23 protein-coding genes and 1 pseudogene are annotated in these 26,586 nt (G+C 57.7%); 14 read left to right on the forward strand and 10 right to left on the reverse strand.

Going from position 1 to position 26,586, the window contains the following annotated elements:
* Window positions 1-22: 22 nt before the first annotated feature.
* The 4 genes from EV281_RS11245 to EV281_RS11260 all read left to right on the forward strand — a co-directional run bounded on the left by EV281_RS11245 (window position 23) and on the right by EV281_RS11260 (window position 4,621).
* Window positions 23-1,171, forward strand: a complete 1,149-nt coding sequence (locus EV281_RS11245; protein ID WP_132653145.1) for a Gfo/Idh/MocA family oxidoreductase — start codon at window positions 23-25, stop codon at window positions 1,169-1,171.
* Window positions 1,172-1,174: 3 nt separating this feature from the next.
* A complete protein-coding gene (locus tag EV281_RS11250; protein WP_132653146.1) occupies window positions 1,175-2,338 on the forward strand; it encodes a dihydrodipicolinate synthase family protein in 1,164 nt (387 codons plus the stop codon).
* Between the two features lie 30 nt (window positions 2,339-2,368).
* Window positions 2,369-3,199, forward strand: a complete 831-nt coding sequence (locus tag EV281_RS11255) for a sugar phosphate isomerase/epimerase family protein (RefSeq protein WP_132653147.1) — start codon at window positions 2,369-2,371, stop codon at window positions 3,197-3,199.
* 147 nt (window positions 3,200-3,346) lie between these two features.
* The gene (locus tag EV281_RS11260) at window positions 3,347-4,621 is read left to right on the forward strand and encodes a Gfo/Idh/MocA family oxidoreductase (protein WP_132653148.1); all 1,275 of its coding nucleotides are present in this window, start codon (window positions 3,347-3,349) and stop codon (window positions 4,619-4,621) included.
* A gap of 6 nt (window positions 4,622-4,627) precedes the next feature.
* On the opposite strand, the gene EV281_RS11265 is transcribed toward EV281_RS11260, so the two are convergent.
* The 3 genes from EV281_RS11265 to EV281_RS11275 are packed head-to-tail and all read right to left on the reverse strand — an operon-like array spanning window position 4,628 to window position 8,529.
* Window positions 4,628-5,638, reverse strand: coding sequence for a hydroxyacid dehydrogenase (locus tag EV281_RS11265; protein ID WP_132653149.1), 1,011 nt, complete (start codon window positions 5,636-5,638; stop codon window positions 4,628-4,630).
* Window positions 5,635-7,491, reverse strand: a complete 1,857-nt coding sequence (locus EV281_RS11270; protein ID WP_132653150.1) for a DUF2264 domain-containing protein — start codon at window positions 7,489-7,491, stop codon at window positions 5,635-5,637. Before EV281_RS11270 ends, EV281_RS11265 begins: the two co-directional genes overlap by 4 nt.
* 9 nt (window positions 7,492-7,500) lie before the next feature.
* Window positions 7,501-8,529: a LacI family DNA-binding transcriptional regulator gene (locus tag EV281_RS11275; RefSeq protein ID WP_132653151.1), complete on the reverse strand. Its 1,029-nt coding sequence runs from the start codon at window positions 8,527-8,529 to the stop codon at window positions 7,501-7,503.
* A 158-nt stretch (window positions 8,530-8,687) separates the two neighbouring features.
* Between EV281_RS11275 and EV281_RS11280 the strand changes: the two genes are divergently transcribed.
* Entirely contained in the window at window positions 8,688-9,974 is a 1,287-nt protein-coding gene (locus tag EV281_RS11280; RefSeq protein WP_132653152.1) for an ABC transporter substrate-binding protein, read from the forward strand.
* A gap of 183 nt (window positions 9,975-10,157) precedes the next feature.
* Here the strand turns inward: EV281_RS11280 and galE are convergent, their stop codons facing one another.
* From galE to EV281_RS11300, 3 genes are all read right to left on the reverse strand, one after another.
* A complete protein-coding gene (gene galE / locus EV281_RS11285) occupies window positions 10,158-11,141 on the reverse strand; it encodes a UDP-glucose 4-epimerase GalE (protein WP_132653153.1) in 984 nt (327 codons plus the stop codon).
* 1 nt (window position 11,142) lies between these two features.
* A complete protein-coding gene (locus tag EV281_RS11290; RefSeq protein ID WP_210288324.1) occupies window positions 11,143-12,090 on the reverse strand; it encodes a UDP-glucuronic acid decarboxylase family protein in 948 nt (315 codons plus the stop codon).
* Between the two features lie 755 nt (window positions 12,091-12,845).
* The gene (locus EV281_RS11300; protein WP_132653155.1) at window positions 12,846-13,628 is read right to left on the reverse strand and encodes a response regulator transcription factor; all 783 of its coding nucleotides are present in this window, start codon (window positions 13,626-13,628) and stop codon (window positions 12,846-12,848) included.
* 947 nt (window positions 13,629-14,575) lie between these two features.
* Here EV281_RS11300 and EV281_RS11305 point away from each other — a divergent pair.
* The 3 genes and pseudogenes from EV281_RS11305 to EV281_RS11320 all read left to right on the forward strand — a co-directional run.
* A pseudogene (locus EV281_RS11305) lies at window positions 14,576-14,725 on the forward strand (fibrinogen-binding protein); the annotation flags it as partial.
* A 288-nt stretch (window positions 14,726-15,013) separates the two neighbouring features.
* Window positions 15,014-15,502 carry a hypothetical protein gene (locus tag EV281_RS11310; RefSeq protein ID WP_132653156.1) on the forward strand — a complete coding sequence of 163 codons (489 nt, stop codon included), beginning with the start codon at window positions 15,014-15,016 and terminating at the stop codon, window positions 15,500-15,502.
* A gap of 585 nt (window positions 15,503-16,087) precedes the next feature.
* The gene (locus tag EV281_RS11320) at window positions 16,088-17,155 is read left to right on the forward strand and encodes a YihY/virulence factor BrkB family protein (RefSeq protein WP_132653157.1); all 1,068 of its coding nucleotides are present in this window, start codon (window positions 16,088-16,090) and stop codon (window positions 17,153-17,155) included.
* Between the two features lie 47 nt (window positions 17,156-17,202).
* Here EV281_RS11320 and EV281_RS11325 read toward each other — a convergent pair whose 3' ends face one another.
* Together EV281_RS11325 and EV281_RS11330 are read right to left on the reverse strand one after the other, a co-directional pair.
* The gene (locus tag EV281_RS11325; RefSeq protein WP_132653158.1) at window positions 17,203-19,503 is read right to left on the reverse strand and encodes a cation:proton antiporter; all 2,301 of its coding nucleotides are present in this window, start codon (window positions 19,501-19,503) and stop codon (window positions 17,203-17,205) included.
* A gap of 214 nt (window positions 19,504-19,717) precedes the next feature.
* On the reverse strand, window positions 19,718-20,200 hold the full coding sequence (locus EV281_RS11330; protein ID WP_132653159.1) for a PPC domain-containing DNA-binding protein: 483 nt from the start codon (window positions 20,198-20,200) through the stop codon (window positions 19,718-19,720).
* Between the two features lie 349 nt (window positions 20,201-20,549).
* Between EV281_RS11330 and EV281_RS11335 the strand changes: the two genes are divergently transcribed.
* Entirely contained in the window at window positions 20,550-20,963 is a 414-nt protein-coding gene (locus tag EV281_RS11335) for an HD domain-containing protein (RefSeq protein WP_132653241.1), read from the forward strand.
* Between the two features lie 31 nt (window positions 20,964-20,994).
* Here EV281_RS11335 and EV281_RS11340 read toward each other — a convergent pair whose 3' ends face one another.
* Window positions 20,995-21,213: a hypothetical protein gene (locus EV281_RS11340; RefSeq protein WP_132653160.1), complete on the reverse strand. Its 219-nt coding sequence runs from the start codon at window positions 21,211-21,213 to the stop codon at window positions 20,995-20,997.
* Between the two features lie 391 nt (window positions 21,214-21,604).
* Here EV281_RS11340 and EV281_RS11345 point away from each other — a divergent pair, with 391 nt between their 5' ends.
* From EV281_RS11345 to EV281_RS11360, 4 genes are all read left to right on the forward strand, one after another.
* Window positions 21,605-22,105, forward strand: coding sequence for a ferritin-like domain-containing protein (locus tag EV281_RS11345; protein ID WP_132653161.1), 501 nt, complete (start codon window positions 21,605-21,607; stop codon window positions 22,103-22,105).
* Between the two features lie 70 nt (window positions 22,106-22,175).
* A complete protein-coding gene (locus EV281_RS11350) occupies window positions 22,176-22,661 on the forward strand; it encodes a hypothetical protein (RefSeq protein WP_132653162.1) in 486 nt (161 codons plus the stop codon).
* Window positions 22,658-22,996 carry a hypothetical protein gene (locus EV281_RS11355; RefSeq protein ID WP_132653163.1) on the forward strand — a complete coding sequence of 113 codons (339 nt, stop codon included), beginning with the start codon at window positions 22,658-22,660 and terminating at the stop codon, window positions 22,994-22,996. The genes EV281_RS11350 and EV281_RS11355 overlap by 4 nt, the downstream gene beginning before the upstream one ends.
* A gap of 480 nt (window positions 22,997-23,476) precedes the next feature.
* A complete protein-coding gene (locus tag EV281_RS11360; RefSeq protein WP_245508248.1) occupies window positions 23,477-25,249 on the forward strand; it encodes a PAS domain S-box protein in 1,773 nt (590 codons plus the stop codon).
* Between the two features lie 30 nt (window positions 25,250-25,279).
* On the opposite strand, the gene EV281_RS31095 is transcribed toward EV281_RS11360, so the two are convergent.
* Window positions 25,280-25,438, reverse strand: a complete 159-nt coding sequence (locus EV281_RS31095; protein WP_165911867.1) for a hypothetical protein — start codon at window positions 25,436-25,438, stop codon at window positions 25,280-25,282.
* Between the two features lie 255 nt (window positions 25,439-25,693).
* Between EV281_RS31095 and EV281_RS11365 the strand changes: the two genes are divergently transcribed.
* The gene (locus tag EV281_RS11365; RefSeq protein WP_312862145.1) at window positions 25,694-26,443 is read left to right on the forward strand and encodes a DUF1236 domain-containing protein; all 750 of its coding nucleotides are present in this window, start codon (window positions 25,694-25,696) and stop codon (window positions 26,441-26,443) included.
* Window positions 26,444-26,586: the final 143 nt, after the last annotated feature.

A 26,586-nucleotide genomic window follows, 5' to 3' on the forward strand; every position in this document is an offset into this window, starting at 1 on the left:
AAAAGCTTCCAGGGAGGGAAAAGTGGCACGTTTGGGGATCATTTTGCACGGCGTTACCGGCCGTATGGGCTACAATCAGCACCTCGTTCGCTCGATCCTCGCCTTCCGCGATCAGGGCGGCATCACCCTGAAATCCGGTGAGAAACTGGAGATCGACCCGATCATCGTCGGCCGCAACGGTGCGAAGATGGAAGAGCACGCCCGCAAGCATAACATCAAGCGCTGGTCGACCGATCTCGATGCTGCGCTCGCCAATCCTGACGATACCGTCTTCTTCGATGCCGGTACGACATTGATGCGCGCCGAACTCCTTTCCAAGGCGCTGGATGCCGGCAAACATGTCTATTGCGAGAAGCCGATTTCCGACGACCTGCAGGTGGCAATCGATCTCGCCCGCAAGGCGCGCGCCTCCGGCCTCAAGCACGGCGTGGTACAGGACAAGCTCTTCCTGCCCGGCCTGCGCAAGCTGGCGCTGCTGCGCGATTCCGGCTTCTTCGGCAAGATCCTCTCGGTGCGCGGCGAGTTCGGCTACTGGGTTTTTGAAGGCGACTGGGGCGTTCCGGCCCAGCGCCCATCCTGGAATTATCGCAAGGGCGATGGCGGCGGCATCATCCTGGATATGCTGTGCCACTGGCGTTATGTGCTCGACAATCTCTTTGGCGAGGTGAAGGCCGTTTCCTGCCTCGGTGCGACGCATATTCCGCGTCGTATCGACGAACAGGGCCAGCCCTATGACTGCGACACCGACGACGCAGCTTACGCGACCTTCGAACTGGAAGGCGGCGCGATCGCGCAGATCAATTCCTCCTGGGCGGTTCGCGTGCGCCGCGATGATCTCGTGACCTTCCAGGTGGACGGCACACATGGCTCTGCCGTCGCCGGCCTCACCAAGTGCTGGAGCCAGCACCGCGTCAACACGCCAAAGCCGGTCTGGAACCCCGACCAGCCGCAGACCATCGACTTCTACAAGACCTGGGATGAGGTGCCGGATACGCAGGTTTTCGACAACGGCTTCAAGGCGCAGTGGGAAATGTTTATCCGCCATGTCGTCGAAGATGCTCCGTGGCCCTATGGTCTGGAGGCCGGCGCCAAGGGCGTGCAGCTTGCGGAACTCGGCCTGAAATCCTGGGCCGAACGCCGCTGGCTCGATGTTCCAGTGCTGGAGTTCTGAGCGGTGACGACGATCAATCTTCCTCTCGACGGCAAGATCACGCCCTATAGGCTGACCGGCACGCCGATCGAACTCAAGAAGGGGGATGCCAAGAGCTTCCCGCGCATCGCCTTTGCCGCTGCCCATGTGGTCGCCGATCCGCTCGCCGACAATGATCCCTGGCTCACGCCGGCGATCGACTGGGAACGAACGCTCGCCTTCCGCCACCGTCTTTGGGACCTCGGCCTCGGCGTCGCCGAAGCAATGGATACGGCACAACGCGGCATGGGCCTCGGCTGGCCGGAAGCCCGCGATCTCATTCGCCGCGCACTGGCCGAGGCAGCTGGTCGTAAGGACGCGCTGATCGCCTGCGGCGCCGGGACCGATCATCTGACGCCAGGCCCCGACGTAACAATCGACACGATCATCAAAACCTACGAGGAACAGATCGAGACGGTCGAGGCCGCGGGCGGCCGTATCATCCTCATGGCAAGCCGCGCCCTTGCGGCCGCAGCCAGGGGGCCGGACGATTATATCAAGGTCTACGACCGGATCCTTCGTCAGGTAAAGGAACCCGTCATCATTCACTGGCTCGGCGAAATGTTCGACCCGGCTCTGGCCGGATACTGGGGCAATGGCGACCATCTGAAGGCAATGGAAACCTGCCTGCAGGTGATCGAAGCCAATACCGCAAAGGTAGACGGTATCAAGATCTCGCTTCTTTCCAAGGAGAAGGAAGTGACCATGCGCCGGCAACTGCCGAAGAGTGTGCGCATGTACACCGGCGACGACTTCAACTATGCCGAATTGATCGCCGGCGACGAAGAGGGCTATTCGGATGCGCTTCTCGGCATCTTCGACGCCATCGCGCCGGCGGCTTCTGCCGCACTTGATGCACTTGGCCGCAAGAGCAATCACGAGTTCTTCGACTTGCTCGAGCCGACGGTTCCGCTGTCACGCCATATCTTCAAGGCGCCCACCCGCTTCTACAAGACCGGCGTCGTTTTCCTCGCTTATCTCAACGGGTTGCAGGATCATTTTACGATGATCGGCGGCCAGCAGAGCACACGTTCGCTGACGCACCTGGCGGAGCTTTTCCGCCTGGCCGACAGGGCCCGGGTACTTGCCGACCCGGAACTGGCGACGGCACGCATGAAGCAGGTGCTTGCCGTCAACGGCGTTCACTGATCGCCGGCACGGCAATGGGAGGAGAATGACATGCAGGTCGAAGGACTTTCGATCAACCTCGCGACGATCCGCGAGCAGTGCGGTTTTGCCGAAGCCGTCGATATTTGCCTGAAGCACGGCATCACCTCGATCGCGCCATGGCGCGATCAAGTCGCCAAAGCCGGTCTCGACGAGGCGGTGAGGATCGTCAAGTCGAACGGCATCAAGCTGACCGGGCTTTGCCGTGGCGGGTTCTTTCCGGCCGCAAACGAGGCCGATTGGCAGAAGAACCTCGACGACAACAAGCGCGCCATCGACGAGGCGGCGGCATTTTCGGCCGATTGCCTCGTGCTCGTCGTGGGCGGCTTGCCGGGCAGCTCGAAGGACATCGTCGCAGCCAGGCAGATGGTGTTCGACGGCATTGCCGCCGTGCTGCCGCACGCCCAGGCGGCAGGCGTGAAACTCGCGATCGAGCCGTTGCATCCCATGTATGCCGCGGATCGGGCTTGCGTGAACACGCTCGGCCAGGCGCTCGATATGTGCGAGCAACTTGGCGAGGATGTCGGCGTTGCCGTCGATGTCTACCACGTCTGGTGGGATCCCGATCTTGCAAACCAGATTGCCCGCGCGGGAGGCATGAAGCGCATCTTCGCTCACCATATCTGCGACTGGCTGGTGCCGACCAAGGACCTGCTGCTCGACCGCGGCATGATGGGCGATGGCGTGATCGATCTCAAAGGCATAAGACGGATGGTGGAAGCCGCCGGCTTCTTCGGTGCGCAGGAGGTCGAGATCTTCTCCGCCGAAAATTGGTGGAAGCGTCCCGCCGACGAGGTGATCGCCACCTGTGTCGAGCGTTTCAGGAGCTGCTGCCAGATCTGATTCTAGAGCAATTCCGTTTTTCTTCGAATCCGGAAATGCTCTATCTCTTTGTTTTCACGCAATTCTGGACGCAAAACCGCTGCACACTTTTGCTAGAATTGCTTCAAAGTCCATTCGTTTCATCACGTATGAAGGAGGAATCATTCGATGGAGAAACGCCGTTTTGCCCTGATCGGCACCGGTAATCGCGGCACCACGATGTGGGGCAAGGATCTCTTGGCCGGCTGGCGCGAGCATGTCGACCTGACTGCGATCGTCGAGAAGAATTCGCTGCGTGGCGAGCGCGCCCGCACCATGATCGGCAGCAATGCACCACTCTATGAAAACATCGATTCGATGCTTTCGGAGCAGAAGCCGGATCTGGTGATCGTCTGCACGCCCGATCATACGCATGACGATATCGTCGTGCGTGCGTTGGAAGCCGGTATCGACGTCATCACCGAAAAACCGATGACGACCTCGGTCGAGAAGATCCGCCGGATTCTGGATGCCGAGAAACGCACCGGCCGCCGGGTCGACGTCTCATTCAACTATCGTTATGCGCCGACAGCAGCCAAGATCAAGGAACTCCTGAATTCCGGCGAGATCGGCCGGGTCACGTCAGTCGATTTCCATTGGTATCTCAACACCAAACACGGCGCCGACTATTTCCGCCGCTGGCATGCCTATACGGAAAATTCCGGCAGCCTCTTCGTTCACAAGGCGACTCACCATTTCGATCTTCTGAACTGGTATCTCGACAGCGATCCTGACGCCGTGACCTCCTTTGCCGATCTGCAAAATTACGGCCGCAAGGGACCGTTCCGCGGCCCTCGCTGCAAGCTCTGTCCGCACACGCAGGAATGCGACTACTATCTCGATCTCAAGAAGGATCCGTTCCTCGACACGCTTTATGAGGATCCCTCCAAGATCGACGGCTATTTCCGCGACGGTTGCGTTTTCCGCGAAGATATCGACATTCCCGATACGATGGTCGTTTCCATCCGCTACCGGAATAACGTTCATGTCTCCTATTCGCTGAATACGTTCCAGCCGATCGAAGGCCATCACCTCGCCTTCAATGGTACGAAAGGCCGCATCGAGCTTCGCCAATATGAGGCCCAGCCCTGGGAGGAGCCGAAGGAAGACACCATCCTGCTGATCCGCAGCTTTCCGGATGGCAAAGAAGCGGTCGAACGCATCAAGGTGCCGCATTCCTCCGGCGGCCATTACGGCGGCGACGACCGGATGCGCAACATGATCTTCAAGCCCGACATGCAGGACAGGCTCGCACAGCGGGCCGGCACCCGCGCCGGCGCCATGTCCGTGCTTTGCGGCATTGCGGCGCTGACGAGCTCGCGCACCGGCAAGGTCGTCAACATCTCCGACCTTATGCCGGAGCTTGCCAATGACGGTTCGCCGAACTCGCTGAAGATATTGTAAGACGTCTCAGGCAGTGTTTTCCAAGCTTTCGAGGGTAAGTCCGTACAGCAAGGGTTCGCCCTTGCTGAAACGCTCGGCCTCATCAGCTGCCATTTCACCGAGCCGGCTACGCTCCAGGCCGACTGCACCGGCAATGTGCGGTGTCAGGAAAACGTTGGGCAAATCGTAGAAGGCCGATTCCGGTCCCGGTATTTCGGGATCGGTCACATCGATGATGGCATCGATACGGCCGGTCTTCAGCTCGGCCAGCAGGGCCTTTTCGTCAATCAGTGCGCCGCGCGCGGTGTTGATCAGCGTAGCGTCATCCTTCATCAGCGCCAGTTTCGTAGCATCGATCATGTGATGGGTCGAAGGCAGCGACGGCGCGTGAAGGGAAACGATATCCGAGCGGCGCATGAGATCGTCTAGTTCCGCCTTCTGAACGCCCATGTCCAGTGCCTGATGTGCGTCGATTGTGGGATCTGACAGCAACACCTGGTAATCGAAAGGTTTCAGCAGATCGATGACCCGGCGACCAATGCGTGAAGCGCCGATGATGCCGACCGTGCGGCGATAATTGCCGATGGCCTCGCGCTGCATCGGATAGGTTCGGTCGCGGTGCCTATCTGCAATGTAAAAGTCGCGGAACCGGAAGACATGCTTGCCGGCAAAGATGATTGCGGCCAGCGTGAATTCGGCGACTGGTAGGGCATTGGCAGCCGCCGCATGGCTGACGGCGATCCCGGCTTCAAAAATATCGGCATCTATGATGCCTTTCACCGTTCCCGCCGCATGAACGACGAGCTTCAGTTTCGGAGCAAGGTCCAGAACCTCACGACCGACATAAGGTGCGCCCCAACTGGTAATGAGGATTTCCGTTTCGGCAAGCAGGCGTTTCGCACGCTGATCGTCAAAGCGCTCCAGCGGTTCGGCATCGAGCAGGCGGCCGAAACCATCCAGCCGACGAAGTACCGCCTCGGGCAGGATATGCTCGGTGCGGGAGGTCTGCATGGCAAGAACTATAGGGGGATGGTTCATGGCATATGTCCCGGTGCTTCGATAGCGCTGACGGTGACGCCCTCTTCGCTGACTAGTTTTTTGAGAGCGGCAATATCGGGCGCCTTCGGAGGCATTGCCCACGCGCCGGACACAGTTGCCAGATCGTTCATGGCCAGTGCAGCAGTGACGAGAATTGTCTCACCGGCAGGAATTTCACCACGCAGCTGCGGCACGAGGGTCTTGGAAACGATCATGTTGGTGTTCGGCAACGCCTTCTGGGCAAGGCCCTGTCGTTTGATCGATGAACCGAGGTCGACGATGCCGGTGAAGTCCGCCTCGCCGATCGCATAGGCAGAGCCTTGTGCAGCTGACAGCGTATCAGCATCGAGATCACGTTTGGCGATGGCAAAGCCGCCTTCGGCCGTCTGCAGAGGACGCGGCGTGGTGATGCGGTGAACGCGGATATGCCAAGGTGCCGACGGCACCAGCCAGGTTTCAACCTTCACATCCTCGAACGCAGACCATTTGGAATAAAGAACGTCTCCGGCAATCTTCGCTTCTTCGTTCGTTTCACGGACCCGGTAATGCAGGCCATCATCACTGAAGGCAAGCGCGGAATCGAAGGCGCCAAGTGCGAAGGCTCGCTCATCCGCCTCGACACTGAAGCCGTAGCGAGCAGAATAGGCGAATTTTGCGTATTTCTCCGTACCAAAGCGCATCTGCAGATTCTCCTGACCAGACGAGAGCGCCACAACATCATTGCCGGCCCGCATGATCACCATACCCGGGTGACGTTGCGGAACGACCTCGGGGACTTGCTCAGGCGCCTTTTCCTCCACAGTCCAGAAGGGGTGATCCTCAGGGATGGCGAGCGGCAGAAAGGCTTTGAAGGCCCAATAGGGCGAGCCGGCGGAGTTGTAGCTTTCCGACATCAACAGGTTCGGATAGCCGAAGCCGATGGTCAGCACACCGTCATGGCTGGCGATTGGCTTGTCGCGCCACCAGCGCAAATGTTCGAGGCAGAGATGCTTGACCTCGCCCCAGGGCAACGCCTCCAGATCGGCAAAGGCGAGCGCCGACCAGAAGCCCGCGCAGGCGAAACGATAGGTCAAGCTGCGGCCAAAGGGGATGGTCGCGCCGTCAGGCGCAAACCAGTGGCGGAAATCCTTTGCGAAGAGCACCGCGCGCTCGCGGTAGCGCTTGGCATATTCGTCATCGACCAGCTTGGAATAGATCAGGCCGTAAAAATGCATGGCGAAGGGTATGTAATGGTCTATGCGACGGATATTGCCGTCGCGATACCATCCGTCGCCGATGTAGAAACCCTCCAGTTCTTCCAGATATTGCTTCGTCAGGCTGCGGTCGAAATCGGCGCCGAGACGGTCGAGGGCGATATCGACGAAGATGCGGAAAAATTTCCAGTTATTGTCGGCATAGTCGAACTGCCGGACATGCTTGAAATAAGCGACAATATTGTCGCGAGCACGTTTGTCGAGCGGCTCCCAGATCTTCTCCGGCACCAGTGCCAAAGCAAAACCGAGGGCGGCCAATTCCACCATTCGCTGGTCGCGGGCGTTGACCGTGCCCCAGTATTCTGGATGAGCGGGGTCGCAGCCGTTCGCAAGACCCTCGGCAAAGCGGTGCCAATAGGCGAAATCATTCTTGCCGGCGCCGAGCGGCGCAAGACCCCAAAGGGGTCGGGCGAAACCCTCGAGATCGGCGGCAGCCCGGTCGAAATGGGCGCCGGCGCCATCGAGGCGAACACGGGCATTCCCCTTGGAGAAGAAGGGCAGCAGCGGGTTGAAGAGATCGTTGACGGCACGGATCATGTCGGAGCGCGTCTTCAGCGGATTGCCTGCAAGCGGGTTGGGGCTGGCGGGATCATAGGTCATCGGCATCACTCACAGCTTGTCGGTATCGGGAACAGTGCCTCCGGCAACAGGAACGACGGCCTGGCAGATATGGCGGGCCGGCGCGGTCCTGTCGCGGTAGCGGGAAATCATCAGGGAAACTGCCTCGCGGCCAAGCGCTGCGCGGTCGACGCGCATCGTCGAGAGCTGCGGATTGGTCATCACCGCGCAAGGGAGATCATCGAAGCCGACGATTGCGAAATCTTCCGGAACGCGACGGCCAGCTTCCGTGACGGCTTCGAGAACGCCGACAGCGATGAAGTCATTCATGCAGAAGGCAGCCGTATAGCCTGGATCCTCCGCAAGCATCGCAACTGTGCGTTCGTGTGCCTCGCGGCTGGCGCTGCCCTGGAAGGTCAGCGGTACGAGCCTTCCTTCGGCGCCGGGAACCGCTGCAATTGCCGCCTCGAAGCCCCGCACGCGTTCGCGGATCGTGTGACGATGCGAGCCGGTCAGATGCAGGATACGACGATGGCCGGCTTTCGTAAGGCGGCTTGTCGCCTCATAGGCACCGAAGAAATTGGACGGGGACACGCCGTCGAGACGCAGGCGCGGATCGGTGCCATTGACCAGAACAGTTGGCGTTCCGGTGGCTTCCAACCAGGCTCGCAGAGTATCGCTGGGATCGATACCGACGAGGAAAAGGCCTTCGGCTTCTGCCGTCTGCATATATTCGCCGACAACATCAGGCGTAGTGCGGTCCTCGCGCACGAGCCGCACTTCGAAGGGCATGCCGACATCTGCAGCACCAGCGCGAAGGCCCTCGACGATCGCCTCATAAAACACGCTGAGGCCGCCGGTCGCACCGTCGCTTGCGATCAGCGCGAGGCCGCCGGGAACGCTTTCCAAGATGGATTTGACCGGATAACCGTGCTCGGCAGCGACCTTCAATATGTGCCGCCGCACATTTTCGCTGATGCCGGGCTCGTTGGCGAGCACCCGTGACACTGTGGAAACGGAAACACCTGCGAGGCTCGCGATATCGGCCTGGCGAGGCCGCTTGGTCTTGGTTTCGGTCATTTTTATCTCATTCATGCAGCAAAGATTATGCAAATCATGCAAATTTGCAAGACAATCATAATTTCTTGCAAAGAGAAATTTTTTGCGTACTCTAACCTCGGGATTGCCCGGAAAGACCGTTGGAGGATGGCGCCGGGCATCAGACAAAGGAGGAAATCATGCAGGTCAATCGCCGTTCATTCTTGATGGGAACCGCGGGTGCCGCGGCCGGCCTCGCCTTTGGCGCCGGCAGCTCGACCCCCGTATTCGCAGAGGAAGCCTCGCTTCGCGCCATGTGGTGGGGTTCCAACGACCGCGCCAAGCGCACGCTCGACGTCGCAAAGCTCTATCAGTCGAAGACACCGGGCGTCACCATTGTCGGTGAATCACTTTCTGGCGACGGCTATTGGACGAAGCTTGCAACACAGATGGCCGGCCGTTCGATCGCCGATGTCTTCCAGCTGGAGCCGGGCACGATCTCCGACTATTCCAAGCGCGGCGCCTGCCTGCCGCTCGATGAATTCGTCCCCTCGACGCTGAAGGTCGACAGCTTTGGTGCGGACATGCTGAAATTGACCACCGTCGACAGCAAACTTTACGGTGTCGGCCTCGGCCTCAACTCCTTCGCCATGTTCTTTGATACCGTCGAATTTGAAAAGGCAGGCATTCCGGTGCCGACGCCTGATCTCACTTGGGATGAGTACGCCAAGCTCGCCGTAGAACTGGCCAAGGCCTCCGGTAAGGGCGGTGGCCCCTATGCGGCGCGCTATAATTACGTGTTCGATGCCTGGCTGCGTCAGCGCGGCAAGAGCCTCTTTGCCAAGGAAAGCGTCGGCCTGGGCTTTACTGTCGATGATGCCAAGGAGTGGTTCGACTATTGGGAAAAGCTGCGCAAGGCCGGCGGTACGGTCGCCGCCGATGTGCAGACGCTCGATCAGAACACCATCGACACCAATTGCCTCGGCCTCGGCAAATCTGTGATCGGCATGGCCTATTCCAACCAAATGGTCGGCTACCAGCTCATCATCAAGAACAAGCTTGGCATCACCATGCTGCCGCGCGAGAAGAAGGGCGGGCCGTCAGGCCATTACTACCGCCCCGCTCTGATCTGGAGTGTAGGCGCGACCACCAAGCAGGGTGAAGCCGCTGCAAAATTCATCAACTTCTTTGTTAACGATCCCGAAGCAGGCAAGATTCTGGGCGTTGAACGCGGCGTGCCAATGTCGCCGGTGGTTCGCGAAGCCATTCTGCCGCAACTCAACCCGACGGAGCAGGAAACGGTCAAATACGTCAACCTGCTCAAGGATCAGGTCGGCGAATATCCGCCGCCGGTACCGATGGGCGCCACCGAATTCGACCAGCGCGTTCTTCGCCCGACCTGTGACGAGCTGGCTTTCGAGCGTATCTCGGTGGCTGACGCCGCACAGAAGCTCGTCGAGACCGGCAAGGCAACGATCAAAGGTTGATACCCTCCGGTATGAGCAAGCAAGGCCCGCCGATCGCGGGCCTTTCTTTTGGCGATGCCAGCCCGGTTATGCCAGCCGGATCACTTTCCTGCCGCAGCTGAATGGCTCGACTCCAGCCAGCAGGACAGGCTCGAACATCTCGGCCTTTGCGGCAGAAGACTGGCCTCGCGGATTATTTCGCTCTCATGCGATCACATTCAGTCCGAATGTCGGACCGGCCGTGCGGATGATCGTGTCGATATCCGAAAGCGCGGGTGTGAAACCCAATTCCAGGCGGGCCTTTTCCGTGTCGGCAAAGAGAATCGGCGGATCGCCGGCACGGCGCGGCTGGTAGCGCACCGGCACGTTGTGGCCCGTTTTGCGTTTGATCGCATCGAGAATCTCGAGGATGGACGTTCCTCGGCCGGAGCCCAGGTTGACGCTCAACGAGTCGCCGCCGGCCAGAAAATAGCGAACGGCAGCGAGATGCGCCTCGGCGAGATCGCTCACATGGATATAGTCCCTGACACAAGTGCCGTCTTCGGTCTCATAATCCGTGCCGAAAACATCAAGGCTGTCGATCCGGCCGCTGGCCGCGAGAAGCGCGCGCGGAATCAGATGGGTTTCAGGATAGTGCCGTTCTGCAAGCTGGCCCTCCGGGTCGGCGCCGGCGACATTGAAGTAACGAAGGGAGGCAAAGCGGATGCCGTAGGCCGCGGCATAATCTTCCAGCGCCATTTCGAAGATCAGCTTGGTCCTGCCATAGGGATTAACCGGTTGCCGCGGCGTTTTCTCATTAATCGGCATTGTCTTCGGAATGCCGTAGGTCGCGCAGCTGCTGGAAAAAACGATCCTGTCGATATTGCGATCGAGGCAAGCATCAAGCAGCGACAGGCTGCCGATGACATTGTTGCGATAGTAGATGCCGGGCTTTTCGACGGATTCACCGACATAGGCATTGGCACCGCAATGAATGACACAATCGGGCGAATACTCCGCCATGACCTGTCGCAGCCTTACACCATCGGCGATATCTGCCTGGATCAGCGGCCCCCACCGGACGCTGTCGATATGTCCGGTCGAAAGATTGTCATAGGTCACCGGAACCATGCCGGCACGCGCAAGTGCCTTGCAGATGTGGCTACCTATGAAGCCGGCACCGCCCGTAACAAGGATGTAGCGGGGCATCTCATACGGCCTCCACCACTTGCTTTTCGGCCAGCAGTGCATCGAAGTAGGCTATCGTGCGCTTCAGCCCGGTCTTCAGTTCCGTGCTAGGCCACCAGCTCAGCTCTTCCCTGGCGCGGGTTATATCCGGCCGGCGCTGCTGCGGATCATCCGTTACGGCCGGAAGATAAACGACACGCGAGCGCGAATTGGTGAGATCGAGAACGATTTCGGCAAGATCCCGCACCGTGATCTCCGCCGGATTCCCAAGATTGATCGGGCCGATGCAGCTTTCGCCGGTATCGGCGAAACGCAGGAAGCCCTCAACGAGGTCGTCGACATAACAGAAAGAACGGGTCTGCCGGCCGTCGCCGTAGATCGTTATGTCTGCGTTGGAAAGCGCCTGGACGATGAAGTTGGACACGACTCGTCCATCATCGAGGCGCATGCGCGGACCGTAAGTATTGAAGATTCGGCCAACCTTGATATCGACGCCATATTTGCGGTGATAATCGAAGAAGAGGGTTTCAGCTGACCGTTTGCCTTCGTCGTAACAGCTGCGGGGACCGATCGGATTGACGTTGCCGAAATAGGTCTCGCGTTGGGGGTTCTCGTGCGGATCTCCGTAAACTTCCGAAGTCGAGGACTGAACGACTGTTGCCCCGCTACGGCGGGCTGCATCCAGCGTATTGACGGCTCCAAGAACATTGGTCAGCAACGTTCCGACGGGATCGCGCTGATAGTCCGGTGGCGAGGCCGGCGAAGCAAAGTTGAAGATGACGGACGCTTCGACATCATAGGGCTGCCGAACATCATGTTCGAGAAGCTGGAAGCGGGCGTTCTGCAGCAGATGCTCGATATTGACGCGGCGGCCGGTGTAGAAATTATCGAGACAGATGACCTGATGGCCACGATCGAGAAGCTGCTCGCAAAGATGGGAACCCAGGAAACCAGCGCCGCCGTTGACCAGTACTGCCTTTCGCCGTGATGGTGTCGATGCGGACGCAGGTTCCCGATGAGTTTTCGTGGGAATGAAACTACGCACTACAAACTCCTTCCCATGAGACGGGGTCCTTCTGGACCCTTCTATTTTTTAGGCTCCTTCTCATCCCCCTCGATTACCTCAACATGAAGTAGCATCGATCATGCAATACTATCAGTTATTCCTCGAATGATTGTAGCCATGTTGAAAATGATAGGAGAATATCAACCGAGGTCAATTTAAAAACGTTGGTACAATTCCAAATAGCTACTATAGCAAAACCCGGCACTCATTTGATTAATCCTTAAAGAATTATTCTGCGAAGCTTTTCATCCGGCTGCTCTAGCCTCAGCCAAAGGCCGATATAAAAGAAATCTCAGCTATTGGATGGAAGGGCGCGTCACTATCGCCCAAATAAAGGAGCCGGATGACAGTTCATCACCAAGTGCCTGGCACATCTATATGCAGACTCAATTCTTAGGCTTTGGCAGCAATGATGATTCCGGACCGATGTCTTGTGCAGTCGTCACGCGAGCACCGTAGGAAGTACGGAGAAGAGTGTTATGGTGGCGCGCGTTTCACACGCCACGAAGGACTTCGCCTATGCTGCCGAACCGAAGATCACCGCTCCGGCAAGGGTCAACGCCGCAGAATATCCCGGCTCTGCACCGTATATCTGCTCACCAAGCGGTTCGGCCAGAAGTCGCGCTGTTTCTCCCGCTCATCCCTGATGGATTGACGGACTAATGCGGCCACCTGCCGGAAATATCACCGTTGTCCGAAGTGTCGTTGAAGAAGCGGGAGGCCGCCTCCGTGCGGTTTCTCACGTTCATCTTCTTATAGATATTGCGGACATGAACTTTCACCGTGTTTTCGGACAGGTGCAGCTTATCGGCGATGATCTTGTTCTGTGTGCCCTTGCAGATGAGATCGAGAATTTGCACTTCTCGCGTCGTCAGAGCCGCCATGCTGTTGCGGCGAAGCTTCAGCGCGTTAGCGCGTGCTGCGTCGACAGACTTCGTCTGGTACAGCGAAGGCTCGATCTGTGCGGTCGCCCGATTGGACAGACGGCCGAGAAGCGCGGACGGAAAATGCTCGCCGCCCTTCATCAACAAATCGATTGCAGCCATGAAAACGTCCAGGCGCAGATTGAGCGGCAATACGCCATCGATGACGCGCGCTTCGACAAGGCGGCTGATATAAGGCTCCATCATGTCGATAGCTTCGACGACGAGGCCGATCGATGCGTCCGGACGATTTTCTCGAACGGTCTGCATGGCATCATGCAATTCGATACCGGCGATATGGTAAAACAGGACAAGCCGCATGTCCTGAATATCCCTCTCGGATATGGACTGCGCGCTCGGGACGCTTAAGACATCGAAATTCGGGAATTTCTTCGCCAGTGCTTCGACCATGCATTCGGAGAATAAATCCGGCTTGGCGATTACCAGAATTGTTTCCCCACTCGGACCCAGTCTCCTTGCTTGATCCGAATCTCCTACTTCCGACCCAACCATGAACATATACGCCTCCCCTAGCGCTACACTATACTAAAACTCGGAGCATCTACTCCCATTGGCGCGGTGGCGGGTATTACATGCCGACGAACATTGGCACGTGACCGCCTTATCTTTTAGGCATTTCTTAATTATGTTAATATGGATTTCAAAGGAAAGAAATGGCCCAAATGGGTTAGTTACCATGAAGTTATATTATTTTTTGCTACTTTATGGTTGCATTTTTGGCAACAAACATACTAGTGGGCGGTATTTCAACTAGATCGCGGTATAAACCGCTGTGTATTAGTTCGAGACACACGAAAGCAAAGAGGTAATGGGCAGATGATATCTTAAAATAAGACGGAGAACCTTTCGGGCTTAACTTCGCGATATCGCAATCAATCGAAACAGACGGATTCCGAGGTAAGGGCGCACCGTACCGAATCCACACACCACTTTCGTCAAGCATGCTGCCCGCCTGACGTATTGAGCTGGCGTTCAGGTGCCTTAACCCAAATTGATAACTATCGGCCTGAATTTTTTTCCATCAGTTTATGATGGTCACCGATGTGACGATGTGAAAATCAAGTATCGCCATGTGTTTTGCTACTCGGTCTTCTTGAGGAAATACAAAGAACGGTTCGACCGCCTCGCTCGCGTCCATATCGAGTCCGGAACCGGATTTGGCAGTCTTTGTACTGAATAGGCCCGATCCCAACAGAGAATTTGGCCTACAGATCGCGATGAAGCAGCAGGTGACAAGGTAGTGAGTACATCTGCCGATGTTAACGCATCGGAGCAAGCGCGGGCAAAGATCCCATTTGAGATGAGAGGGACTTCGAAAGCTGCTCCGGTTTTTGCTGGAGGAAACTGGAATGCCTTATCATCCGAAGCCCTGTCCGCAGGGCTCCGACGACGACACGGTGAAGGTGGGCGCCCTAGTCGACGGCGTAACCAATGATGCCGGCACTGGCCCTTCGACCGCAGGCGCTTCCGCGATCCTCGCCAGTTCGGGCTTCCATCTGGAACTGGTTCAGGGTGCGAATATGCTCAGTAACACCAGCGGCATCGGCGGCAACTCGCACGTTTCCGATGTCGCCGAAGATACCAGTGAGCACTAACCTCCAAGAGAATGCGGGCTTATCGGTTAAGGACACGTACATTGTGCGCGTAAAGATTCCAGGTGCTGAAATCGCCCGTATTCACAGATTCCGCGCGTTCCCTGCATTCCGCCGAAGTACTGAGCCAGGCTTCGGAGCGCACCTTCGTCAAATATCCGAGCAAACCTATCGTCGGACAACATGTCGAGCGCCTTCAAGGGAGCGCTAGGGGCAGACAAGATCGAAATATCCACGGAATTACATGATATAGTCCATATATTGTTATTGTCTATACCAAGGGAGTTCAGCATGACGGCCATGTCCGATGTGTTATTGAGCGTTGGACGGCTGAATTATGTTTGGACGAACACGGAAAGTCTGCTGATATATATTATCGCGCATCTTCTCGACGTGGAGAAGGAGGCGGCGATCGTGGTTTTCCTGACGCTCAATACAACGCGTGCGCGCATCGACCTCGTCGAGCGTCTCGCAAAGCTTCCTTCGAAACCTGCCGCGGACCGCGAAGCGATCCTCTCGGCCATGGCGCGTCTGAAAAAGGAATCGAAGATGCGTAACAAATACAATCATTGCATCTATTCCTTCGATGAGAAGGGCGAAATCTCCAGCACGCAGCTCATGCGCTTGGTCGAAGACGACAAGGAAATCCGCTACGGCAAAGTCGAACAGATGGATGAGCGGGAAATGGAGCTTCTAGAGATGTCGATTGCTGAGATTGTCGATATCAGCAAGGCGCTCTGGGCCTTCATCCATGCGAGCCCGCGGATTGTCGCACTCTAGTTTTTAGACAAAAACCTTGGCCGCAAGGACTAATCCCATTTCACATCTGGGGTCACCCGCACGACTTATTTGAGGATCGATGCTTCCCGTTAATTAGAATTTCTGGAATTAGGTATGAGTATGGATATGGGAGCGGCATATGCATCGACTCCATTGTATCGCGTATGACGCAGTTCGCGACAACTGGGATCAGGTCTATCGAGACGGACACCCAACATTTCCTTTTTTGGACATGGCTCAAAGACTTTCTCGGGCACTGCGGTTGGTAGTTCGTCCCGGCGTTGCGCAAGCAGTAACGGAATGCTCCCTATGTCGCCTTTTTGCCGTTGAGGCTGCTCACAAAACTCAACAGAGCGGGGCTTTTCTACGACGAAATTATCATGGCCGGGAATTATTCCGCTGATTATACCGGCCTCATCGCCATGCCTAGCTAAAAGCAAAGGCAATCGATGGCTTTGCCGGAACGGTGCGAGCTGTGCCGGATGCGGAACAAAAGGGCCACATGCACGATTGCCTCATCGACAGCGCGCATGCCCATAGGATCGACTGGCGCGGATAGTCTTTTGAACGGAGCAGACGGTCACCATGATCCAGCGGCAAATTCTATCCACTGCGGCCTTACTGCTGGTTGCTGTCGGCGGTTTTGCCCTGGCCTATCAAGGACGGAGTTCAAGGCGATCGTCAGGAGGCGTCGCGACCGCACTGAATGATGACCGAGGCAGACGCGCGGAGGTTCCAGAGGAGATCCCGATGCACGGTCTGCGTGATGTCTTCTGGCGTCTCCTCGAGGAAGTCAGCGATGATCGGGTGATGCTCGTTGCGGCAGGCGTGACCTTTTATCTGTTGCTGGCCATGTTCCCGGCACTTGCTGCGCTGGTTTCTCTTTACGGCCTCGCAGCCGACCCGCTAACGATTGCCGGCCATCTGCGCAAGCTTGCAATCCTTCTGCCGCCGGGAGCCTTCGACATCGTCGCAGACCAGATCCGGGCACTCGCCGGCCGACGAGAGGAAAGCCTCGGGGTCGCCTTCTTCGTTGGCCTCGCCCTTGCGCTCTGGAGCACCCATAGCGGCACGCTCGCGCTTTTCGATGCGATGAACGTCGCGTATGAGGAAAAGGAGAAGCGCGGTCTCGTCCGCCTGAACCTCGTCGCGCTTGCCTTCACCCTCTGCGCGATCATCGGCGCAATCGTCATCATCGCCCTGGTGGCTGCCGTACCGCTGCTGCTCTCCTATGTCTGGCTCGACCGCTTCGAGGAGGACTTCGCCCTTCTCGGCCGCTGGCCGCTGCTGCTCATCATCGTTACATCTGCTGTGATGACGATCTATCGGTTTGCGCCAAGCCGCGAGCCGGCCAGATTGCGCTGGCTAACCTGGGGCGCTGCTCTCAGCACCCTCGCCTGGTCGGTTATGTCCGTCGGCTTTGCCTTCTATCTCGACCATTTTGCCAATTATAATGCGACCTACGGCACGCTTGGCGCCTTGATCGGCCTGCTTGTCTGGATCTGGCTGTCGATCACGATCCTCATCGTCGGCGCCGAGCTCAATGCCGAACTGGAACATCAGACAGCTCGCGACACGACGACCGGACCGTCGCGGCCGATGGGCGCGCGGGGTGCCTATGTCGCCGATACGCTCGGCCGCCGGGTTGAATGAGGAAGAGGGTCCGTTTTCGGGACTTTGGTACGTGGTAGAACTCGGCACTATTCGCTCTTCGTAGCCGGCATGGGTAGTTCCGTCTCGACAAATACGCAGGAGCGATCCGCCGTGTGCAAAAGCGTCTCGGCGATTTCGCCATACGACAGAGTGTCACCCGCGCGACGGCTGACACCAAGAACGATCAGATTATAGCCGCCGGAACGGGCATGGCGCAAAATTGCCAATTCCGGCGAGCCGCCTCGTTGCACGATTTTCTCGGGCGCCTGCTCGTAATATTCGGCAATGGGTTTGATAGACCGGAATGCATCGTCATTGGAATTGCCGCGGTCGCTGACACGCGGAAGGGCTGCGACCTGACGGGGCTCCTCGATACGGATGACGGCGCATTGGGCACCCGCCGCTTGGCTGAGCGCAAACCCGAATTCCGCGGCCCGCGTCGAGCGCTCAGTCGCGCTCACCGGGATGAGAATGCGCAGATCCCTGCTACGCTGCGGAAGGATGCCCCTCGCAGAGATAACGACCGCCGTCCCCTTGAACGCGCGGGTGATTGTCTGAAGGGTATCGCTGAAGCCGCCGTCAGCGGCCGTCAACGGCTCCACTGCGGCCAGAAGAAGGTCGTGCCCGGTTTCCGACATTTCACTGAGCACCGGCTCGATTGGCCCATCCTGCGCGAAGGTTGTGACATGGGGCCCGGATTTTATGCCTTCGCCCTCGTGCGCCGCATAAAGATCCCGGGCTCGTTCTCTGATAATTGCTGCGATGGCTTCCGCACTGGTGGATTTTTGCGAATGCCGTTCGCTGACCTCCAGCACATCGGCATGCTGCTCGCGTCCGGCAATATCGACGACGGTGATAGGCATCTGGCGCGTGGAAGCAAGTAATGCTGCGAGCCACCCCGCCAGCCGGCTGCTCGACGATTCGTCAATGGCAAGCACCATGCGTTCGAACTTCGCCACGAAGCTATTTTCTTCAAACGCCTCGCGATCAAGGCGATCCCGTTCCTCTCCCCGCAAGGGCAGACGCGCCAGTGCCCAGCGCAAGCTCGGCGGCATTGCCATCGTTGTGATGATCGCCATGGCGACGATCACCGAGAAGAGTTGCTGGTTCAAAACCCCGACGGACAGACCGATCGTTGCGACGATCACTTCGGTCGAGCCTCGTGCATTCATACCACAGCCGAGCGCCAAAGCTTCTGGCGTTGAGAAGCCGCCGATCCTGGCTGCGGCAAATGCACCTCCGAACTTTCCGACAGACGCGATCAGGACGATGGCTGCCGTCAGCAACAGAATAGCTGGGTTGGATAAAATCGTCAGATCCGTCTGCAGGCCGGTCAGGCCGAAGAAAACCGGCATGAACAATGCCGTCGTCAATCCGCGAAGCTGGACATCGATCTGACGGGTCAGGATGGGCGATTCGCCGACGAGGATCCCAGCGACGAACGCGCCCAGAACGGTATGGACGCCGATCGCATCGGTGATCAGTGCCATGACACCCATGATGGTGATGATTGCACTCAGGACCGGCAGATCGCTGCGGAAATTGTCGTTCGTCCAGCGAATGATCTCGAAGACCACCCTCCGACCCACCGTGAAGCTCACAGCCATGAAAGCCACCGTGCCAATCACGCTTTTCGCAAGCGTCAGGAGATCGACCGCCCCGGTCCTTGCCAGACCAAAGGTCACGGCAATGATTACCCAACCGATCGCATCGTCGATGATCGCCGAGGCCACGATGAGTTGTCCGACGTTACGCCGCATGAAATCCATCTCGCGCACTACGGAGGCGACGATCTTGACCGAAGAGATCGAGAGCGCGGTGCCGAGGAAAAGTGCGGTAACAAGCCGTTTCTCCGGATCAGGAAGGAGCGTTTCGGGCAGGAACTCGCCGAGCGCGAAGCCGGCAGCGAAGGGAATGACAATGCCGGTCAAGGACACTCCGGCCGCCGAACGTCTAAGCTTTCTGGCCAGCACGAGATCGGTTTCCATGCCGGCGAGCAGCAACAGGAAAAGGATGCCAAGCTGCCCGACCGCATCCGCCATGCTTTTTTGCCCTTCGCCAGCCGGAAAGAGCATCGCCTGAATATCAGGGAATGCGAGACCCAGGATCGAAGGGCCAAGCAGGATACCGGCAATGATCTGTCCCATGATCGACGGTTGGCCTAGACGAACCATCAATTCACCTGTGAGCCGTCCGGCGACGACCAGCAGGATGATCTGAACAAGAAAGAGCGCTTCGGACGGCTTAGACGCGCTTTCGCCGCCGACAGCAAAGGCGTTGGCCGTTGCGAATAGAAAGATCAGGGCCGTCGAAGCGAAGAGGAGGAATGGCTTGAAATGCGATCGCATGAATGAATCCGATGGAGGAGACCGACATAAACGGCCCGAATTGCCGGACGTTCCAATACGCGAACAAGGTCTGTAACGTCGCCCGAACCGGGCGACCGCGATCCGGCCGATTGATGCGGTGATCGCCAGGCGGCGCGCGCTCTATCATTCACATCGGTCTGCGCCCGCGTTGTCACCCACAATCCCGATTTCAGAGTTCCGAAATCTATTCAGGTCAGCGAGAAAACGGGACAATGGGTGGTGGCGGATCCGCCTCCAAATCGAGGTCGATCAGCGCAATTCCGAGATCAGGCCGCCTTTTGCGCCGCAGCCCTACCGGATTCTCTCGAATGATGATTTCGAGCGTCGGGTGAACGAACCCCTCGATGAAATGGCCACCACGGGTGTTTCCATCGGAAAGTCCAAGCACGACATGCAGATGCAGGCTCGGTTTCCCGTCGTCGCCCCGGGCGAGGTCACCGAGCGTACTCAACACCTCACATTGCTCTTCGATCGGGATCTTCCGGTAGGTCTTGGTTTTGAAATCGAAGAAACCGACGACGGCGCTGCTGAAGGCACCGATCGCGCTGATCGACGCGCCATCAATTGACTGGAGTTCTGCAAATCGCGAAATCGCCGCGAACGCCTCCTCGCCATCATCAAGGATCAGAATAAAGGTCCGCTCATCGGCCTCGTCGGAAAGCAATTTGCTCTGCATGGCGGCACCTCATAGGGTCTGATGTCGCAACTTAACGGGGCGACACGGCAAATGTTCCTGATACTTGCGTCCTCTCAGGGTCGTCGGGCGGGCCGCCAGTATTGTGACTGGTTTATCTGCGGGACTCGCTTGCCGTCACCTGCTCAGGCTGATTGGGAGCCTGGCGTCCCTGCAGGTTGTGTTTTGAACAAATGTCCGGACCAGCAAACCTGTATTTGGTGGGGGAACCTGCGACACACTGCTCCGTTAGGCAGAAGTGGAGGTGACATCATGTCAATGACAGGACACCTGCAAGCGCGCTTACGATCAGACGGTCGGAGAACAGAAATTGAACGAACTAGCGAAAGCAATGCAAATCGCTGCCACAGCCCACGAGGGGCAATCTGACAAGACCGGTGCGCCTTACTTTTCGCACTGCCAACGGGTTGCGGACGGTGTTGAAAGCGACGGCGAAAAGATCGTCGCCTACCTGCATGACATTGTGGAGAAAGGCAAGGGCTGGACGTTGGAGCGGATACGGGCCGAAGGTTTTACGTCGGAGATTATCGACGCTGTGAATGCTCTTACACGAAGACCTGAAGAAACCGATGAGGAATTCGTCACCCGCGCCGCAGGAAATGCATTAGCACGTCCGGTAAAGCTCGCCGATCTGAAAGACAATCTTGCACAAGCAAAAAAAACTGGTGCCGATACCGCCAAATACATCGCGGGTCTGCGGACACTCGAGATCCTGCGCGCCGATCCAAATGTCGATGAAATCTGAAGGGTAGTCTCCCGACATACCGTGGGCAGCCTCACTTTCGTGTAGAAGCCACGGCTCGCTTTATAGGCAGCTCTATGGTGATCGCGCCGCCTTCGATATAAATTGTCAACGAGACCTTATCAGGTTTTCCAAATTCCGCGACGCCGGGGGAGCGATAGGGCATTTTTGCTTCGGCTGCAAAATATGCCGCCTTTGCAACCTCGATTGCTCGTCCCACTAGCTCGCCAATATCTGCGCTTGTCTCGCTCATTCCGGGTCCTCGGCAATAGTCTGAAAGAGGAGCGTGCCATTTGCTTTGCTCCCTTCAGGGCCAGTGGCTGACTTCAGCCTTGCAGGCACGTTCCAAACGCGCGTCGCTGACACCCGGTTCCTCGCTGCACGCGCCCTCTGAGCAAGACATCGCTGCAGTGAATCCTATTTGAGCCTTCCGGACAAATCGATCCGTATTTGGTGTTCCAACCGGTCGCATCGTTGACACCGCGCCACGAAATTCTCTGACAGGAGCCACGAAAGCCTAAATTGATGCACTGTAGGCCAGACCAAGCCCGTGGAGAGCTATGAACCTGCAAAGACAGCCGGAACTTTCAGCCGCATTTGGACTTTGTCCGATTGCCGAGATCAAAATCCTAGGAGATGATAAAATGGCAAATCCGAAGACGCTTGAAGACCTGTTCCTCGACACCCTCAAGGATATCTATTTCGCCGAAAAGCAGATCCTGAAGGCTCTGCCGAAAATGGCTCGGGCAGCGCAATCCGAAGAGGGCAAGGCAGGGTTCCTGCAGCACCGGGACGAGACCGAAGCGCAGGTCGAACGGCTTGAGCAGGTGTTCGAAATCATCAAAAAACCGGCCCGAGGAAAGACCTGTGAGGCAATTCAGGGGATACTTGCAGAAGGTGAGGAAATCATCGAGGAATTCAAGAATTCATCGGCCCTCGATGCCGGCCTCATTTCCTCCGCCCAGGCGGTCGAACATTACGAGATCGCCCGCTACGGCACGCTGATCGCATGGGCCAAGCAGCTCGGCCTCAACGACGCCGTTGCACTTCTCCAGGATAATCTGAAAGAAGAAAAAGCGACCGACCAGAAGCTGACGAAGCTTGCAGAAACCGTGGCCAATGCCAAGGGCAAGAAGGCCGCCTGAACAACAAGATGCCACTGACAACGGCCGCCTAGCGTGGTCGTTTTCGTGCCGCGTTGAACGGATGGGTGACATGATTGATCTTTATTACAAGAACAGTGTGATCTGCTGCCCGGACGTCGCAACCTTCAAGGACGATGACGGCATTGGTGACTTCAAAGGTCTGACCGATACGCTCGAATTGCAGCTCGTGCGACCGGCGGATTTCCGGTCGAGTTCCAGACGGACCCTTGTCGACCCCGCCAATGTCGGGCGTACCGCGCCGCGAAACAATGACGTGACCGTGATGCCTGCGATAACTGTCTGGAAACTTGACGCTCTGCCTGCATCCTTTCGGAACCCCGTGCATTCTCCTTTTCCAGGAACAATGACTCTGTCAAAGCACCCATTCATCGACATAAGGGCGAAAGCCAGTGCGCCTGGCAGATTGCAACAGGACAGCTCGAATCCATCGACCACTCACTCAACCGGCGATAAGCGCCGTCCGGCAAAGCGCCAATGCAAGCCCGGCAACGATCCGGTGCTCCCATACCCGGAAGCATTAGGAGGCAACCTGTGACCAATATCCGCACGAAAGGCCGTCTCGCCAAAGCCGCCCTGGAACAGCATCTTGCTGAACTGGAAGACGAGCCGCCTGTGACCGATTCCCCAGACGACGCATTGGATCTTGACCTCGATGCAGCTCGTAAGGAAATCGCATGGCTCCGAAAGGAAGTCGCTGATCTGCGCGGGCGGCTGGCTGTCATTCGTGGAGAGACGCAAGATGCTTCCTCCGACCATGGCGATACCCACCCGTGGCTTCACATCGGCTTCGCCATCGCCGCAGCATGGGTCCTACGCAAATTGGTGCCGCGCCTGCGGCTGGAGCGGCGGTTGCCGCGGACGTTCCAGTAGTAACGGCCGGGCCGAGCAGCGGCAGCGGCCGTTCGCCGATGTCCGCAGCCCAGATGCGACTCGGAAGTATCGGAATCTTTCGCGACCGAAGCGATCAACCTTGAAGTCCGCCATCTGATCAAGCCTGCAGATAACAGCGTTCTCGCTCGACCGCCCTCGATTGCAGGGCGTTAACGGTGCCTATCTTCTCCTAGAAGATGCCGAACTGATTGCTGCCGCTCATGTGCTCTCAAAGACATCCTAAATACGAAGCGGTTCAGGCGCTGCGGTCTGCGGGCGCTGAGACCAGGGGCGATCCCTATTTCAAAAGAAAAGAGCCCGTCCGCACTCTTCCATGCCCTTGCGCGATGATTGACATGCGTTAAGTTTCGGATTCCAACAGATGACTTGGGCTGGCACAAGTCTTTGAATTGCAGAAACATTCACGATGGCGACATGTCATAACGCGAAGGACCATCCATGGCCGGGGAGATGAAAGGATTGTTCTCCGCAACGGACTGGTCGCGGACCAGTCTTGGCCCTTCGGACAAATGGCCGAACTGTCTGAAATCCGCCGTCGATATCATGCTTCCCTCGCAGGCCGAGATCGTGCTCTTCTGGGGTGAGGATTTTGTCGCACTCTATAATGATGCCTATGCGGCGACGATTGGAGACAAGCATCCGCGGGCTTTCGGACGGCCGGCCCGGGAAAACTGGAGCGAGCTTTGGGATGATCTTCAGCCGCTATTGGTCCGCGTTCTTGATCGTGGCGAGACCGTATTCGCTAAGAACCGCCCCTTTTACCTAGAGCGATACGGCCGCCCCGAGACCGTCTATTTCGATATTTCCTACTCGCCGGTGAGTGACGAAACCGGCTGCGTTCTAGGCGTTTTCTGCATCGTCAACGAGACAACACAAAGGGTTCGAACGGAAGCCGCACTTCGCGGAAGCGAGGATCGCCTGAGGGCGATATTTGCCCAGTCGGCGGCGGGCATAGTGGAGGCCGATCTGGATGGTCAGCTCCTGAGCGTGAACCAGCGCTATTGCGAGATGGTAGGCTATTCCGCCGAAGAACTTCTCGGCATGAAGATGCACGACATTACCGTCGAGGATGACCGCGCCGAGAGTCTTCGCCTCTATCGGACGATGATCGAGACGGGCGAAAGCTTCAATATCGAGAAGCGCCATGTTCGAAAGAATGGAAATCACGTCTGGACCGCAAATTCGGTCTATCCCATTCGTGACGAGAATGGCCGGATCAAGCGGGCCGGCGCAATCGTCGTCGATATTACCGAACGTAAGCGCGTGCGTCAGGTCGAAGCACATCTAGCGGCGATGATTGCCTCTTCGAACGACGCCATACTCGGCCTCGATTTCGACATGAAAATCACCAGCTGGAATGCGGCAGCGACGAAGCTCTATGGATATTCAGAATCGGAGGCGATCGGGCAATCCGTGCTGATACTTGTCCCCGATGACCGCAAGGAAGAAGAGCCCGCCATTCTCAGACAGATCGCCGCCGGCCTGATCGTTGAGCACTACGAGACAGTCAGACGGTGCAAGGACGGCAAGCTTGTGGATGTTTTGCTCAGCGTTTCACCCATTCATGACGCAACGGGCCGCGTTGTCGGCGCTTCAAAAGTGGCGCATGACATTTCTGCCCGAAAGGAAGCGGAACGTCTTCAGGCCCTGTTGGTCGGCGAGCTCAATCACAGGGTCAAGAATGTCCTGGCCACTGTAACCGCAATCGCAAGGCAGACGTTTGGACGAAACGAGGAGAACAGTGTTGATGTCGAAACCTTCGGCGCACGACTGTCTTCTCTTGGCCGCGCCCATGACCTCCTCATCCAGGGAACATGGCAGAAGGCCGATTTACGATCGGTCGTGGACCAAGCCCTCCTTCCATTCGCGGCGGAGAAATTTCATGTAACGGGCGTACCGGTTCCCCTGCCCGCGAGAGCGGTGGTGGCATTTTCGCTGGCGCTTCACGAGCTTGCCACCAATGCTGCCAAATACGGCGCCCTTTCGGTCCCGGATGGGCGGGTCTTGATCACCTGGCAACTCGAAGGGAAGGACGCGTCAACCCTGAAGTTCCAATGGACCGAAAAAGGCGGGCCGGCCGTCAGCGCTCCGACAAAAAAAGGCTTCGGCTCACTGTTGATCGAACGCCTGCTCGCGACGGAGCTGAACGGCGAATCGATCGTCATCTATGACGTGGATGGCGTCAGCTGCAAGATCTCCGCGCAGCTTTCAGACGCCAACGCGGGAGCCTGACGATGGTAACCACGTCCGCCGCCTGTACCCTCAAGGCGGCGCAAGTCTCGGCGGCGGCGAGGCGGCTAATCTATATTTGTCGACGAAGACGCGTTCACCCGGGGTTGCCCATCGCTCGACATAACTCGCGACCAGCTTTGTCGCGAGGCAGAGGTCGCTGAAGAGACGGTCACCAACTGTGAGTTCCAAGGACGTCCGCCTGTGATGTTTTGGATTGCATGTTGGGTGAGCCTGGCTAGCGGGCGTGCGATATTGTTGACTCATCACGCCAGACTGCCGGATCTTTCCATCCCAGGCGACACCGGCCTGATCGTGAAGTCGACACCGCTCCTAGGAGGGGCGGGATGGGAGCTCTGAGCTTCAGACTTAGGTCCCATACCGGGAACAGTTCTCTTGATTTCCGGTTTACGAAAAAGCGGATGAACCGCTGAAGATGCGAACGGCATGGCGCGCCAGAATCCACGGAGATTCAACATGAAAACCACTCATCTGACCATGGTATTAGCGACCTTGTCGCTCAGCGTGTCGCCGCTTGCCGCATTCCCGACCTCGGCCCAGCAGAACATGCAGGGCGGCGGCCAGTCGCAATCCGACTCCGGGCAGTCGCAATCCGGGCAGCCGCAGTCCGGCACGACGGCTTGCCCGACACCCGATGCATCGGGAGGCTGCCCGACACCGGAGAAGGGCAAACAGGTACAGCAGAATTCGGGCAAGGGCACGGAGATGCAGCAGAACGCGCAGCAGCCCTCGAAAACCAATCCCTCGGCCGGCGGAACCACCACAGGGCAGGCATCTGGTGAAACCACGATAAAAAAACCCGGGTCGCAGCAGAATTCCGGCAGCTCGATGACGCAGCAGAAGTCGACCACGCAGCCCAGCGGTGAAACGACGGGCAGCACTACGACCAAGAACCAGTCGTCGAACACCACGGCGAATGTCAACATCACGACGGAACAGCAGACCGAAATTCGCCAGGTCGTGAAGGAAGTGCACGTCCGACCTGTCGAGGAGGCAAACCTTACCGTCACCGTCGGAACCAAGATTCCGAAGAAAGTCCGTCTTCAACCGCTGCCGCCGCGAATTGTGAAGATCGTCCCGGAATACAAAGGCTATGACTTTTTCGTCCTCGCGGACGGCCGGATCGTCATCGTCGATCCGAGCAGTCTGGAGATCGTCTACATCATCACGGCCTAGGTGATCTTGAGAGTGTCAGCTCTTACTGTCATATCGTTCAGAGCCGCCGAAGCAGAGTTCGACGGCGCTCGAAAATCCCAAAGGCCGGGCTCGTGCCCGGCCTCGATGTGTCATGCTGCAGATCGAGCGGCCATCGGCATTAT

Origin of the sequence: Rhizobium sp. BK418 (assembly GCF_004341105.1) — a bacterium.
Taxonomy (GTDB): domain Bacteria; phylum Pseudomonadota; class Alphaproteobacteria; order Rhizobiales; family Rhizobiaceae; genus Rhizobium.

Excerpts from the sequence above, each read along its gene's own strand:
- EV281_RS11255 (WP_132653147.1), top strand. The coding sequence starts at position 2,369 with ATGCAGGTCGAAGGACTTTCGATCAACCTCGCGACGATCCGCGAGCAG.
- EV281_RS11260 (WP_132653148.1), top strand. The coding sequence starts at position 3,347 with ATGGAGAAACGCCGTTTTGCCCTGATCGGCACCGGTAATCGCGGCACC.
- EV281_RS11265 (WP_132653149.1), bottom strand. The coding sequence starts at position 5,638 with ATGAACCATCCCCCTATAGTTCTTGCCATGCAGACCTCCCGCACCGAG.
- EV281_RS11270 (WP_132653150.1), bottom strand. The coding sequence starts at position 7,491 with ATGACCTATGATCCCGCCAGCCCCAACCCGCTTGCAGGCAATCCGCTG.
- EV281_RS11275 (WP_132653151.1), bottom strand. The coding sequence starts at position 8,529 with ATGACCGAAACCAAGACCAAGCGGCCTCGCCAGGCCGATATCGCGAGC.
- EV281_RS11280 (WP_132653152.1), top strand. The coding sequence starts at position 8,688 with ATGCAGGTCAATCGCCGTTCATTCTTGATGGGAACCGCGGGTGCCGCG.
- galE (WP_132653153.1), bottom strand. The coding sequence starts at position 11,141 with ATGCCCCGCTACATCCTTGTTACGGGCGGTGCCGGCTTCATAGGTAGC.
- EV281_RS11300 (WP_132653155.1), bottom strand. The coding sequence starts at position 13,628 with ATGTTCATGGTTGGGTCGGAAGTAGGAGATTCGGATCAAGCAAGGAGA.
- EV281_RS11310 (WP_132653156.1), top strand. The coding sequence starts at position 15,014 with ATGACGGCCATGTCCGATGTGTTATTGAGCGTTGGACGGCTGAATTAT.
- EV281_RS11320 (WP_132653157.1), top strand. The coding sequence starts at position 16,088 with ATGATCCAGCGGCAAATTCTATCCACTGCGGCCTTACTGCTGGTTGCT.
- EV281_RS11325 (WP_132653158.1), bottom strand. The coding sequence starts at position 19,503 with ATGCGATCGCATTTCAAGCCATTCCTCCTCTTCGCTTCGACGGCCCTG.
- EV281_RS11330 (WP_132653159.1), bottom strand. The coding sequence starts at position 20,200 with ATGCAGAGCAAATTGCTTTCCGACGAGGCCGATGAGCGGACCTTTATT.
- EV281_RS11335 (WP_132653241.1), top strand. The coding sequence starts at position 20,550 with ATGCAAATCGCTGCCACAGCCCACGAGGGGCAATCTGACAAGACCGGT.
- EV281_RS11340 (WP_132653160.1), bottom strand. The coding sequence starts at position 21,213 with ATGAGCGAGACAAGCGCAGATATTGGCGAGCTAGTGGGACGAGCAATC.
- EV281_RS11345 (WP_132653161.1), top strand. The coding sequence starts at position 21,605 with ATGGCAAATCCGAAGACGCTTGAAGACCTGTTCCTCGACACCCTCAAG.
- EV281_RS11350 (WP_132653162.1), top strand. The coding sequence starts at position 22,176 with ATGATTGATCTTTATTACAAGAACAGTGTGATCTGCTGCCCGGACGTC.
- EV281_RS11365 (WP_312862145.1), top strand. The coding sequence starts at position 25,694 with ATGGCGCGCCAGAATCCACGGAGATTCAACATGAAAACCACTCATCTG.